Genomic DNA, 12,793 nt, shown 5'->3' on the forward strand with positions numbered 1-12,793 from the left:
GATGGTAGAGGGAGCCGGTGGTCAATGTAGTGGAAACCCGCACCGGCCCCGCCGCCCCGCCTTCGATGCCGCGGCCGGGCTTCTTTTCGCGCCCCTTCTTCGAGGACAAGAGCCGCGCCTTCTGGCTGCTCCAGGCGGCTGGCTGGAGCGGCTATCTGCTGCTGCGCACCGTCTCGAACATCTCGCTCGAGTGGATCATCTACGCGATCGTGGAATCGATCCTGGGCTATTGCATCACGCTGCTGCTCTCGACGCTCTACGGCCTCTATCGCAAGCTGCCGCGCATCCCCGGCATCCTGCTGACGCTGGCGACGCTGGGCCTTGCGACCGCGGTCTATGCGATCCTCAGCGCCTTCGCCTTCTCGTTCATCCGCATGCAGGAGCCCGGCATCTCGCTCACCGTGGTGGCGGGGACGGTGTTCATCAACTTCACCGTGCTGGCGGGCTGGTCGGCCCTTTATTTCGCGATCAACTTCTATCTGATCGTCGAGGAGCAGGTCGACCAGATGCAGGCGCTGGAGAACCAGGCGAGCTCGGCCCAGCTCGCGATGCTGCGCTACCAGCTCAACCCACACTTCCTGTTCAACACGCTCAATTCGATCTCGACGCTGGTGCTGCTCAAGCAGACCGAGCGGGCGAACGTGATGCTCTCGCGCCTCTCGTCGTTCCTGCGCTATACGCTGGCCAACGAGCCCACTGCGCACGTGACGCTGGCACAGGAGGTGGAGACGCTGAAGCTCTATCTCGAGATCGAGAAGATGCGCTTCGACGCGCGGCTACGTACGCATTTCGACATCGATCCGCGTTGCGCCAAGGCACGGCTTCCGTCGCTGCTGCTCCAGCCGCTCGTCGAAAATGCCATCAAATATGCCGTCACGCCCAAGGAAGAGGGCGCGGATATCACCGTTTCGGCTCGGCTCACCGGCGATAGAGTGCAGATCGCCGTATCCGACACGGGCCCGGGATTGATCGAAGCGAAGCCGAGGCCGACCCTTTCGACCGGCGTGGGGCTCGCCAACATCAGGGAGCGGTTGGCGCAGGCTTTCGGGCCTGACCATCGGTTCGAAACGCAGTCGAACCCTGGGGAAGGGTTCAGCGTTGAGATCGAGATACCGTTCCAGCTTGAGGAACCTAACCGAGAGGCCGCATGACCATCCGCACCATCCTCGTTGACGACGAACCGCTGGCGATCCAGGGGCTCGAGCTCCGCCTCCAGGAGCACGAGGATGTCGAAATCATCGACAAATGCTCCAACGGCCGAGAGGCCATCCGTTCGATCAAAACCAACAAGCCCGACCTCGTCTTCCTCGACATCCAGATGCCCGGCTTCGACGGCTTTTCGGTCGTCCAGGGCCTGATGGAAGTCGAGCCGCCGCTGTTCGTCTTCGTGACCGCCTATAGCGACCACGCCATCCGCGCCTTCGAGGCGCAGGCGATGGATTATCTGATGAAGCCGGTCGAGCCTGCGCGGCTCGCCGATACGCTCGACCGCGTACGCCAGCGCCTCACCGAGAAGCGCGGGGTCGAGGAAGTGGAGAAGCTGAAGGAAGTGCTCGCCGAGGTCGCGCCCGACGCGGCCGAGGAGATCGCGACCAACGACGGCAACGAGCTCGCCTCCAACCGCTTCGAGAAGCTGATCAACATCAAGGACCGCGGCCAGATCTTCCGCGTCGACGTGGACACGATCGAACGCATCGACGCGGCGGGCGATTACATGTGCATCTACACCGGCGACAACACGCTGATCCTTCGCGAGACGATGAAGGATCTCGAGAAGCGCCTCGATCCGCGCCGCTTCCAGCGCGTGCACCGCTCGACGATCGTCAATCTCGACCTCGTCCGCCAGGTGAAGCCGCATACCAACGGCGAATGCTTCCTGGTGCTCGATTCGGGGGCTCAGGTGAAAGTCAGCCGCAGCTATCGCGACGTGGTCGCGCGCTTCGTGCACTAGGGCGTATCGACATTCAGCCTACGCGCTCCCCTCCCTTTTGGGGAGGGGAGACGAATGTCGATACAACCCCAGGCCCCCCGGCGCAGAATCTTGCCGCTTGCAAAATAGGATTTGGTCTGAAACAAAACGGGAACGCTCTTTCTCAATCTGAATATAATCGGCGTCTCGCGCGCACACGCACACGCACGCGCGCAGGCACGTACGCACGCGCATGCGCCCGCGTTTGGATGTCCACTTTGTCCACTTCCGCCGTGTCCACTTTCGGCATCGCGCCGCCGGATCGGCCGATGGTCAGGCCCCGCTCGAACCGCCGCGATAGTGTGACCTTGGTGTGACCTTTGGTCGCGCGGGATGCGGGGCGGCGCGATAGCGTAACGCGCTCCCCTCCCTGAAAGGAAGGGGAGATGAATGTCGATACAACCTGGAGCCTGCAAGATTCCCCCGTGTTCCGGCCGCCATTCCGCACAAACGGGGTGGCGGGCCGGGCCCGCCATCCGCTAGGAACATTTAGCGAACATGGAGAAAGGGTGCCCGCCATGAACAAATTCGAGACTTTCGCCGCGCTGCACGTTCCCGGCGATCCGCTCGTGCTATTCAACGTCTGGGACGCCGGCAGCGCGAAGGCGGCCGAGCGCGCGGGGGCCAGAGCCGTGGCGAGCGGCAGCGCGTCGGTCGCCGATGCGCTCGGCTTCGCGGATGGCGAGGATGTGCCGCTCGACTTGGCGCTCGAAAATGCCGCGCGGATCGTCGGCGCAGTCACGCTGCCGGTCACCATCGACTTCGAAAGCGGTTATTCGGCTGATGCGGAGGCTGCAGCGGCGAACGTCACGCGGCTCGCGGCGACTGGCGCGATCGGCTGCAATTTCGAGGACCAGCGGATCGGCGGCCAGGGTATCTACGCTGCTGCCGAACAGGCCGCGCGGATCGCCGCGGTGCGCGCCGCGGTGGGCCCCGACTTCTTTATCAACGCGCGCACCGATCTGTTCCTCCAGGCAGCGCCCGACACGCACGACGATGCGATGGTGGATGCCGCGATCGAGCGCGCCCATACCTATGCCGAAGCAGGCGCGAGCGGCTTCTTCGTGCCGCTGCTCGCGGACCTGCGACTGCTCGGGCGCGTCTGCAAGGCCTCTCCGCTTCCGGTCAACTTCATGGCCTTCCCCGGCGCGCCGAGTGCCGCCGACGTCGCGGCGACGGGTGTGGCGCGGATCAGCCACGGCCCCTTCCCTTACAAGCTGGCGATCAAGGCCTTCGAGGACGCGGCGCGCGCGGCATTCGCGGGCTGATCAGCTCGCCGCCGCCTCAAGCAGCCAGCGGCGGAACGCCTCCATGGCATGCGTGTCGGCGCGCGAATGGAGGCGCGTGAGCCAATAGGCTCCGCCCGCCAGTTCGGCCGCGAAGGGGCGCACCAGCCGCTCGCTCGCCAGCTCGCGCCCGAACATCGCCCAAGGGAGCAGCGCCACTCCGAACCCGGCCATTGCTGCTGCCGCCATGGTGGGCGAGCTGTCGAACATCGTGCCGCGCACTGCGGGACAGGGCGCGCCCGCCTGTTCGAACCAGCGCGGCCATTCGTCGGCCCGGTACGAGCGCAGCAGCGGCTGGCGCGCGAGGTCGCTGGGCTCGCTCAGCTGCGCAGCGATCGTCGGCGCGCACAGCGGCGTCAGCGGCGCCTCGAGCACGCGCTCGGCATGCGTGCCGTGCCACGCGCCGTCGCCGAAGCGGATCGCAAGGTCGAGTCCCTCACCCGCCAGATCGACGCGGTTGTTGTTGGTGAGCAGGCGGAGGTCGATTTCGGGGTGCAGCCGCAGGAATTTAGGCAGCCGCTCGATCAGCCAGCCGGTGGCGAAGGTGCCGACCGCGCCCAGCGTCAGCACTTCCTTGAAGCGCCCCTCGGAGAAACGGTCGAGCGTCGCGCCGATCCGCTCGAACGCGTCCTGCACCACGGGCACCAGGGCCGACCCCTCGTCGGTGAGTGCGATCCCGCGCGGCAAGCGGCGGAACAGCGGCACGCCCAGCCTCTCCTCCAGCGCCTTGACCTGGTGGCTCACCGCGCCCTGGCTGACGCAAAGCTCGAGGCCTGCGCGGGTGAAGCTCAGATGGCGCGCCGCGGCCTCGAAGGCGCGGAGTTGGTTGAGCGGCAATTGCGGGCGGTCCATGTACCCGAGCATGAGATCAATTCATGACTCTGTCGAGAATTGATGCTTTGCACGGCGGCCCACCCCCGCGGCATCCTTGCTTGCGGAAGGGAGAAAATCATGAATCGACGGACGTTCCTCTGGGCCGCGGGCGGCGCGGCGGTGGCCACCACGGCGCTGGCTGCCCCGAGAAAAATGGCGCCCTCACGCTTCGGCCCGGCGTTCAGGCAGGCCGTGCTCGACACCGAGCGCGCGAGTGGCGGGCGGCTGGGGCTTATGGTGATCGACACTGGAAGCGGCGAGCGCTTCGGCCACCGCGCCGAGGAACGCTTCCCGATGTGCAGCACCTTCAAGTTCGCGCTCGCGGGGGTGATGCTCAAGCGCGTCGAGCGCGGCGAGGAGCAGCTCGGCCGCCGCATCCCGGTCACCCGTGCCGACATCGTCAGCAACTCGCCCTTCTCCGAGGGACGCGTGGGCGGCAGCGCGATGATCGCCGAGCTCTGCGAGGCAACGATCACGCTCAGCGACAACAGCGCCGCCAACCTGCTGCTGCGGACGATCGGCGGCCCGCAGGGCTTCACCCAATGGCTCCGCCGCTTCGGCGATCCCGTCACTCGCCTCGACCGCTGGGAGACCGACATGGGCGAGGCGCGCCCAGGCGACGTGCGCGACACCACCACGCCCGCGGCGGTCGCGGGCCTGGCGCAGCGGCTCGTGCTGGGAAATCTGCTCGCGCCCGCCGCCCGGACGCAGCTCACCGATTGGATGAAGGCCACGAAGACCAGCGGCGCCGCGCTGCGCGCCGGGCTGCCGGCAGGCTGGGCCGTCGCCGACAAGACCGGCGCGGGCGGCCATGGCACCGACAATCTGCTGGGGGTGGTCTGGCCCCGCGGCCATGCTCCGCTGGTGGTCGCCAGCTACATCACGGGCAGCAATTTGCAGCTGAGCGCATCGCGCCCGATCCACGCGCGCATCGGGCGCGCGCTTACGGCTGCGCTGGGCTGAGCCTCAGCCCTCGGCGTCGTCGGCCGCGGCTTCGCCCTCGGCGGGACGCTCGAACCATGCCTCGACCGGGCCGTTGAGCTTGATCGTGAGCGGATTGCCCTTGCGATCGACCTTCTTGCCGAGCGCGACGCGGATCCAGCCCTCGGAGATGCTGTATTCCTCGACGTCGTTGCGCTCGGCGCCCTTGAAGCGGATGCCGATGCCACGCTCGAGCAGCTCGCGCTGGAAATGGGGGCTGTTCGGATTGACCGACAGGCGATCGGGAGGCGTATCACTCATGGCCCTGCCCTTTGCCGCCATTGCGCGCGGCTTTCAAGGCAGAGCGGCGCGGGATCGCTCCCGCGCCGCTCCATGTCCGTCGGCTCAGCGACAGTAACGCACGCGCACCGGCCGATCGAGATAGGGGTCCCACACGCGCTGCGTGCGGCACCGCTCCCAGCCGCGGTAGCGGCGGTAGTTGTCGCGGTAGTAATAGCCGTCCATCGGGTAATAGCCGTGGTCGCGGTAATAGCGCCGGTCATAGTCGTAACGAGGACCACCGCTGGCGAGCGCGGCACCGATTGCAAGGCCGGCAATACCGGCGACGATCGCCGTGCCGGCGCGATCGCGATCGTAATGGCGGTAGCGATAGCGCTGCGCCTCGGCCGCCGGCGCGACCGCAGTCAGCAGGCTCGCGCCGAGCGCGGTTCCGAGCACCGCCTTCTTGACGAGACTGGTCATGGCATTTCTCCTCTAACCCACAGTCGCCTTGACCTTTTGCCGCCTTGCGCGAGTCGTGGCGCTGATGACGCAACTCTAGGAAAACGCTGCTGAACTGGCGCGGAATCGCGCGTTCACGCGCCGTTTAGCCACGCTTGCGCTCCACGGCGGTGGCGCTACAGCCGGCGCGGGAGGCACATGCATGCGATACTGGATCCTGCGCTCGGAGCCCGACGCCTATAGCTGGGACGACCTCGTCCGCGACGGCGCGACCGAGTGGAACGGCGTGCGCAACTATACCGCGCGCAACTTCCTGAAGGAGATGCAGCCGGGCGACCGCGCGCTCTTCTATCATTCGAACACCGAGAAGGCGGCCGTGGGGGTGATGGAAATCACCCGCGCCTGGCAGCCCGACGGTGACGACGGCAAATGGGCCAGCGTCGCGGTGAAGCCGCTGGAGAAGCTGGCGAAGCCCGTCACTCTCGCCGCGATCAAGGCCGAACCGCGGCTGGCCGGACTCGAGATGCTCCGCCAGTCTCGCCTGTCGGTCACGCCGACCCGCGACACCGAATGGGCCGTGCTGCTCGAGATGGCACAGGGCTGAGCGCTTCTCCGCGGGGATACGGCTGCACTGCCGCATCCCCGCGTCGCCTTCATCAGAATTTCGCGTCGACCTTCACGAAGAGATAGCGGCCGATCGCATCGTAATAGGCCGGGCCGATGCCGCGGCCGTTGCCCGTGCCGTGCGGCGTGATGGCGGTATCCTGGATCGCAGGCGACACGCCGTTGTTGCTGATATTCTTCACGCCAAAGGTCAGGCTGTAATCCTCGGTCGGGCGGACGGTGATGTTCAGATCGTTGTACACATAGGCCGGGATGTACGGATATTCGTAGGTCTCGTCCGATGCCGCGGTCGTGCTGTATTTGCTGCGGCTGATGAAGCGGGTGTTTAACCCGATGCTGAACTGGCCCAGGTCGAAGCTGGTCATCAGCGTGCCCTTGAAGCGCGGGTTGCTCCAGCCGCCGGCCGCGTCGGAGCCGGTTACGCCGATCGAGGCGACCGTGGTCTGCTCGAGCAGATAGGTGCCGTTGAAGCTGACCCGGAACTGTCCCCCCGCGACGGGCGTGCGGTAGCGCGCGCCGACGTCGATCCCGCGGCCGTGCAGCGCGGCAAGGTTGGCGTTCTGCGAACGCACCGTGCCGACCGTGCCGTCCGCGTTGCGCGTGACGAGATCGCAATAGGCCGCGGTCGGTCCGCTCGCGTCGGCGACGCAGAGCTGGAGGATGGTGAGATAGCCGAGCGCCGTGACGGCGTTCTCGATGTTGATGTCCCAATAGTCGGCGGTCACGTCGAAGCCGGGCAGGAAGTTCGGCTGGAACACCGCGCCGACCGTCCACGAGTTCGAAGTCTCCGGCGTCAGGTCGGGATTGCCGCCGGTATAGACCACCGGAATGTTCTGGTTGGGGTACGGCAGCGGGATCGCCAGGTTCGGCATCAGCGCCTTGCAGTTGGCGAGGCGATTCGGTGCCTGGTTGACGAACGCGCCCGAGCAGGGATCGTCGATCTTGCCATAGGTCGACGAGCCGATTGGCGAATAGAGTTCGCCGAAATTGGGCACGCGCACCGAGTGCGAATAGGTGCCGCGCACGGTGAAGCCGCGGACCGGTTCCCATGCGCCGCCGGCCTTCCAGGTATGCGTGTCGGGATTGTCGCTATAGTGCGAGTAGCGATAGGCGCCCTCGATCTCCAGGCGCTGGGCGAAGGGCAGGTCGCGCAGCAGCGGGACGACGATCTCGCCATAGGCCTCGGACGTGTCGCGCGACTTGCCGAGCGCCGGGTGAAGCGCGAAGTCCATGCCTGGCGAGAAGATGATCGTGGAGAGCTTCGCGGTATCCGGATCGTCCTGCGTGTGCAGCGTCTCGCGCCGCCATTCGGCGCCCACCGCGATGGACACGTCGCCATAAGGCAGGCTGAACACGCTGCCGTCGAGGCTCGCGCCGCCGGTCAACAGGCTGTTCTTGGTGCGCTCGTAGCGGTCGAACAGCAGATAATCGAGCAGCGCCGGACTGAACGGATCGGTGCTGAAGAAGTTGAGCGGCTGGCAGCCGTTCGCGCGGGCCGTCGCATTGGCGCAGACGATCTGCCCGCTGCCGTCGCGGACCGTGTCGCGGGCATTGAGCCATTGGTCGCGACCGACCATGTTGGTCGTCGTGATGTTGTCGATCACCTGGCCGTAGCGGACGAACGCCTGCCAGTTCAGGCCGGCGGACAGCGCGCCGCCGACATCGGTGCCGATGGTGAAATTGTCGCGCTCGTGAATCTCATAGGCCAGCGGCAGGTTCATGTAGCTGCGATCGAGCCCGATCGAGGTCAGCTTGTTCGCGATCATGAACTGGCGGAGCGAGTCCGGCAGATAGGGATTGGTGAGCGTCGCGACTTCACCCGTGTTGCCCACGCCGTCCTTGCCCCACCAGTTCGGCGGGGTGCGCGCGTCGGTGCGGTATTCGGGGAATTCGGTCGGCCCACGGGTGTAGGTGTGGGTATAGGCGAAGGTGGTGTTCCACGTGATCGCCGGGGTCAGCTCGTAGCTGAGGTTCGAATAGAAGGACGCCCGCTGCGAGGCGTTGCGGATGAAATGGTTCTCGTTGCCGTTGAGGCCCGCGCCACCGTCCTGGCCGCCGGTCTCGCCGTTGGTGACCAGCGTGTAGCTGCTCTTGGGCACCGCAGTGACCACGCCGTCGATCAGCTGATACCATTGGCCGTTGTTGCTGCCGCACGGCACCTTGCCGTTGAACATGCAGAAGGCCGGCGTCGCGGAGCGATACATTACCCGATAGTCGCGAGCGAGGATGTTGTCCGGGATGCCGTCATTCGGGCCGGTGTTCGCCGGATTGGCATAATAGGAATTGCGATCGTGCCAGCGATCGGTGCTGCGCAGCGGCGCGGTGTTCGAGTAATTGGCGCCGAACACCAGATGGCCGCGCCCGCCGCCGAAGTCGAAGCCGCCCGCGGCCGAAAGATCGGACTGGCCGGCGTCGCCCTGCCCCGAAATGCCCGTGGTGGCTGACAGGTGCAGGCCCTTCATCTCCTTCTTCATGATGATGTTGACCGCGCCGGTCACTGCATCCGCGCCGTAGATCGCGGCAGCGCCGCCGGTCACCACCTCGAAGCGCTCGATCAGCGCCGAGGGGATGGTGTTGACGTCCACCGCGGAAGTCCGCGCGCCGCCCGAGACCCAGCGATGCCCGTCCACCAGCACCAGCGAGCGGTTATTGCCCATGTTGCGCAGATTGATGTTGGCGACGCCGGCATCATATTCCTGGCCCAGCGAGCTGCTCTCGCCAAGGCCGGGGCCGATGGCGGGGTTGAGCATCAGCGCGTCGTAAACGGTGTTGCGGCCGAAATCGCGCGCATCCTCACGGGTGAGGATGGCGATCGGCATCGTCGATTCGAGCTCCGGGCGGGCGATACGCGTACCGGTGACGATGAGAGTGCCCGGCTCGTCGCCGCTCTCGGCTGCCGGCGCTTCCTGCTGGCCGGTCGACTCCTGGGCGAGTGCGGGCTGCGCGACCAGCGCGAGCGACGAGCTGCCCGCGAGCAGCAGCGACGCGACGACGGCGCGCGCCGAACGGGCGCGGTCGGTGATTTGCATGAAATGATCCCCCTGGAGGCGTTCTGAAACTTTGCTGGGCGGGCCCTAGGCAGCGTTCGTTGCGCAGAAGCTGCGGTTTCAAGACATTTGCGTAACGGCTTTGTGACGGACGCGTTGCTGCGGCGTCGCCCGGACCACCCGATTGACGAAGCAATTAGTCAGACTAATGTCGCGCCAGATATTCGGGAGAGTGGCGGTGAAGGCAGGGTCGAAGCGAGACGGTTTGGTGGCATTGACCGTGGCGGCGCTTGCGGTCCCCGCCGCAGCGATGGGCCAGCCGGCGCCGGCTCCGGCGCCGGGCTCCAATCCCCTGTTCCACGACGTCTTCACCGCCGATCCTGCTCCGCTGGTGATCGGCGATCGGCTCTACCTCTATGTCGGGCACGACGAAGCGCAGCGCGACGAGATGTTCAACATGCGCGAATGGCTCGTCTATTCGACGAGCGACATGAAGAACTGGACCGCCCACGGCCCGATCATGAAGGTGGCAGATTTCAAATGGGCCAAGAAGGATGCCTGGGCTTCCCAGACGATCCGGAAGAACGGCAAGTTCTGGTTCTACGCCGCCGTGGAGCACGACGACACTCATCCCGGAAAAGCCATCGCGGTCGCCGTGTCCGACAGCCCCACCGGGCCTTTCGTCGATGCCAAGGGGTCGGCGCTGATCACCAACGAGATGACGCCCAAGGGCACGCACAGTTGGGAAGACATCGATCCCACGGTGTTCACCGACGACGACGGCACCACCTGGATCGCCTGGGGCAATCGCCAGTGCTACATCGCCCGACTGAAGGCCAACATGATCGAGATCGACGGCCCGATCACCGAGATCACGCCGCCGCATTTCGAGGAAGGGCCGTGGCTGCACAAGCACGACAAGCTCTATTATCTCACCTATGCCTCGCTCGATCGGTCGAAGCACCGCGACGAGAGAATCTCCTATGCAACCGCGCCCTCGATCCAGGGCCCGTGGACCTATCGCGGCGAGCTGACCGGATCGGGCAAGTACAGCTTCACGATCCATCCCGGGATCGCGGAGTTCAAAGGCAATTCGTACATCTTCCTGCACAACGCCACGCTGGCGATCGGCGATCTCAACGGATCGATCGGGCGGCGTGCCGTGACGGTCGAATATCTCCACTACAATCCCGACGGGACGATGAAGCCAGTGGTCCAGACCGACGCCGGCGTCTCGGTCCCGCCGGCACGATAAGAAAGGCGGCGATGTCGGAGAAGCCCGTCGCGGAGCGGCTGCAGATCAAGGGCGCGCGACGGCTCGCCGTGGTGGATGCGCCCGCGGGGCTCGAGGCGATCGTGGGCGCCGCGGATGCGCGCGCAGGGGCGCAGGAGGCCGAGGTGGTGCTGCTGTTCGTGAGCGACCGCGTCGCGCTCGACGCTCGGCTGCCGCCGTTGCTCGCCGAGGCGCGCGACGATGCGATCCTGTGGATCGCCTATCCCAAGCTCACGTCGAAGCTGGCGAGGGACCTCAACCGCGACATCCTCCACGCCGCCTCACCCGATTTCGGGCTGACGCCGGTCGCGCAGATCGCGATCGATGCGGACTGGTCGGCGCTGCGGATGAAGCGGGTGGGGTGAGGCGCAAGGCCTCTCCCCGTCCCCTGTCGTCTCCCCGCGAAAGCGGGGATCCAGCTCCGCCCGCTAGCGCCAATTCGCCGGTACATCGGGCGGTGAGCGCAGGAGCTGGGCCCCCGCTTTCGCGGGGGTGACGGTGGAAGAGCTTACGCCGCCTTGGCGCGGCTCTGGCGCTTGCGCTCGTGCGGATCGAGGTAGCGCTTGCGGAGGCGGATGTTCTTCGGCGTCACTTCGACCATCTCGTCGTCGTCGATGTACGCGATCGCCTGCTCGAGCGTCATCTTCTTCGGCGGCGTGAGGCGGATCGCATCGTCCTTTCCGCCCGAAGCGCGGAAGTTGGTCAGCTGCTTCGCCTTCATCGGATTGACCTCGAGGTCATCCGTCTTGGCGTTCTCGCCGATGATCATGCCTTCGTAGAGCGCCTCGCCATGCCCGACGAACAGGATGCCGCGCTCCTCGAGGGGACCCAGCGCATAGCCCTGTGCCTCGCCCGCGCCGTTCGAGATCAGCACGCCGTTCTTGCGGCCCTCGATGTTGCCCTTATGGGGGCCGTACTTCTCGAACAGCCGGTTCATGATGCCGGTGCCGCGCGTATCCGACAGGAACTCGCCGTGATAGCCGATCAGGCCGCGTGAGGGCGCCGAGAAGGTGATGCGGGTCTTGCCGCCGCCCGAGGGACGCATGTCGGTCATCTCGGCCTTGCGCTGGTTCATCTTGTCGACGACCGTGCCCGAGAACTCGTCGTCCACGTCGATCACCACCGTCTCGTACGGCTCGGTCTTGTTGCCGTTCTCGTCGGTGCCGAACAGCACGCGCGGGCGGCTGATGCCCAGCTCGAAGCCCTCGCGGCGCATCGTCTCGATCAGCACGCCGAGCTGGAGCTCGCCGCGGCCGGCGACTTCGAAGCTGTCCTTGTCGGCGCTCTCGGTAACCTTGATGGCGACGTTCGATTCGGCTTCGCGCTCGAGGCGATCGCGAATCATGCGGCTGGTGACCTTGGTACCCTCACGGCCCGCCATCGGCGAATCGTTGACGGCGAAGCGCATCGACAGCGTCGGCGGGTCGATCGGCTGGGCCTGGATCGCCTCGGTCACCGACGTATCGGCGATCGTGTTCGACACGGTCGCGACGGTCAGGCCGGCGAGGCTGATGATGTCGCCCGCCCTGGCTTCGTCGGTCGGCACGCGCTCGAGCCCGCGGAAGGTCATGATCTTCGAGGCGCGGCCGGTCTCGATCACGTTGCCGTCCATGTCGAGCGCGTGGATCGGCTGGTTGATCTTGACCGTGCCCGACTGGACGCGGCCAGTGAGGATGCGGCCGAGGAAGTTGTCGCGGTCGAGCAGCGTCACGAGGAAGCTGAACGGCGCGTCCGGGTCGAGGTTCGGCGCGGGCACGTGCTCGACGATCTTCTCGAACAGCGGGGTGAGCGTGCCCTCGCGCGCATCGGGATCGTCCGAGGCATAGCCGTTGCGGCCCGAGGCATAGAGAACCGGGAAGTCGAGCTGCTCGTCGGTTGCGTCGAGCGTCACGAACAGGTCGAAGACCTCGTCGAGCACTTCCTGAACGCGCGAGTCCGAGCGGTCGATCTTGTTGACGACCACGATCGGACGCAGGCCGAGCTTGAGCGCCTTGCCGGTCACGAACTTGGTCTGCGGCATCGCGCCTTCGGACGAATCGACGAGCAGGATCACGCCGTCGACCATCGAGAGGATGCGCTCCACTTCGCCGCCGAAGTCGGCGTGGCCGGGCGTGTCGAC

The 12,793-nt window shown here is 66.2% G+C and carries 12 protein-coding genes; 7 read left to right on the forward strand and 5 right to left on the reverse strand.

Annotated features, from left to right (window positions below; genetic code table 11):
* Positions 1-65: 65 nt before the first annotated feature.
* From J7500_RS16030 to J7500_RS16040, 3 genes are all read left to right on the forward strand, one after another.
* The gene (locus J7500_RS16030) at positions 66-1,151 is read left to right on the forward strand and encodes a sensor histidine kinase (RefSeq protein WP_294062954.1); all 1,086 of its coding nucleotides are present in this window, start codon (positions 66-68) and stop codon (positions 1,149-1,151) included.
* On the forward strand, positions 1,148-1,951 hold the full coding sequence (locus J7500_RS16035) for a LytTR family DNA-binding domain-containing protein (protein WP_294062939.1): 804 nt from the start codon (positions 1,148-1,150) through the stop codon (positions 1,949-1,951). Before J7500_RS16030 ends, J7500_RS16035 begins: the two co-directional genes overlap by 4 nt.
* Before the next feature lie 536 nt (positions 1,952-2,487).
* Entirely contained in the window at positions 2,488-3,237 is a 750-nt protein-coding gene (locus tag J7500_RS16040) for an isocitrate lyase/phosphoenolpyruvate mutase family protein (RefSeq protein ID WP_294062940.1), read from the forward strand.
* On the opposite strand, the gene J7500_RS16045 is transcribed toward J7500_RS16040, so the two are convergent.
* The gene (locus J7500_RS16045) at positions 3,238-4,107 is read right to left on the reverse strand and encodes a LysR family transcriptional regulator (protein ID WP_294062955.1); all 870 of its coding nucleotides are present in this window, start codon (positions 4,105-4,107) and stop codon (positions 3,238-3,240) included. It lies immediately after the preceding gene.
* A 99-nt stretch (positions 4,108-4,206) separates the two neighbouring features.
* Between J7500_RS16045 and bla the strand changes: the two genes are divergently transcribed.
* The gene (bla, locus tag J7500_RS16050; protein ID WP_294062941.1) at positions 4,207-5,091 is read left to right on the forward strand and encodes a class A beta-lactamase; all 885 of its coding nucleotides are present in this window, start codon (positions 4,207-4,209) and stop codon (positions 5,089-5,091) included.
* A 3-nt stretch (positions 5,092-5,094) separates the two neighbouring features.
* Here bla and J7500_RS16055 read toward each other — a convergent pair whose 3' ends face one another.
* Together J7500_RS16055 and J7500_RS16060 are read right to left on the reverse strand one after the other, a co-directional pair.
* A complete protein-coding gene (locus tag J7500_RS16055; RefSeq protein ID WP_294062942.1) occupies positions 5,095-5,370 on the reverse strand; it encodes a DUF3297 family protein in 276 nt (91 codons plus the stop codon).
* A gap of 84 nt (positions 5,371-5,454) precedes the next feature.
* Positions 5,455-5,811 (reverse strand): hypothetical protein, encoded by a 357-nt coding sequence (locus J7500_RS16060; RefSeq protein WP_294062944.1) that lies wholly within the window; start codon positions 5,809-5,811, stop codon positions 5,455-5,457.
* A 181-nt stretch (positions 5,812-5,992) separates the two neighbouring features.
* On the opposite strand from J7500_RS16060, the gene J7500_RS16065 reads away from it, so the two are divergent.
* Positions 5,993-6,394 (forward strand): EVE domain-containing protein, encoded by a 402-nt coding sequence (locus tag J7500_RS16065; protein WP_294062946.1) that lies wholly within the window; start codon positions 5,993-5,995, stop codon positions 6,392-6,394.
* Positions 6,395-6,446: 52 nt separating this feature from the next.
* Here the strand turns inward: J7500_RS16065 and J7500_RS16070 are convergent, their stop codons facing one another.
* Positions 6,447-9,443 carry a TonB-dependent receptor gene (locus tag J7500_RS16070; protein ID WP_294062948.1) on the reverse strand — a complete coding sequence of 999 codons (2,997 nt, stop codon included), beginning with the start codon at positions 9,441-9,443 and terminating at the stop codon, positions 6,447-6,449.
* 226 nt (positions 9,444-9,669) lie between these two features.
* On the opposite strand from J7500_RS16070, the gene J7500_RS16075 reads away from it, so the two are divergent.
* Positions 9,670-10,656 (forward strand): glycoside hydrolase family 43 protein, encoded by a 987-nt coding sequence (locus J7500_RS16075; protein WP_294062949.1) that lies wholly within the window; start codon positions 9,670-9,672, stop codon positions 10,654-10,656.
* Positions 10,657-10,667: 11 nt separating this feature from the next.
* Positions 10,668-11,039, forward strand: a complete 372-nt coding sequence (locus J7500_RS16080) for a hypothetical protein (RefSeq protein WP_294062950.1) — start codon at positions 10,668-10,670, stop codon at positions 11,037-11,039.
* A 143-nt stretch (positions 11,040-11,182) separates the two neighbouring features.
* Here the strand turns inward: J7500_RS16080 and typA are convergent.
* On the reverse strand, positions 11,183-12,793 hold a 1,611-nt coding region (typA, locus tag J7500_RS16085; RefSeq protein WP_294062951.1), incomplete at its 5' end, for a translational GTPase TypA.

Origin of the sequence: Sphingomonas sp., assembly GCF_017744835.1 — a bacterium.
Classification (GTDB): domain Bacteria; phylum Pseudomonadota; class Alphaproteobacteria; order Sphingomonadales; family Sphingomonadaceae; genus Sphingomonas.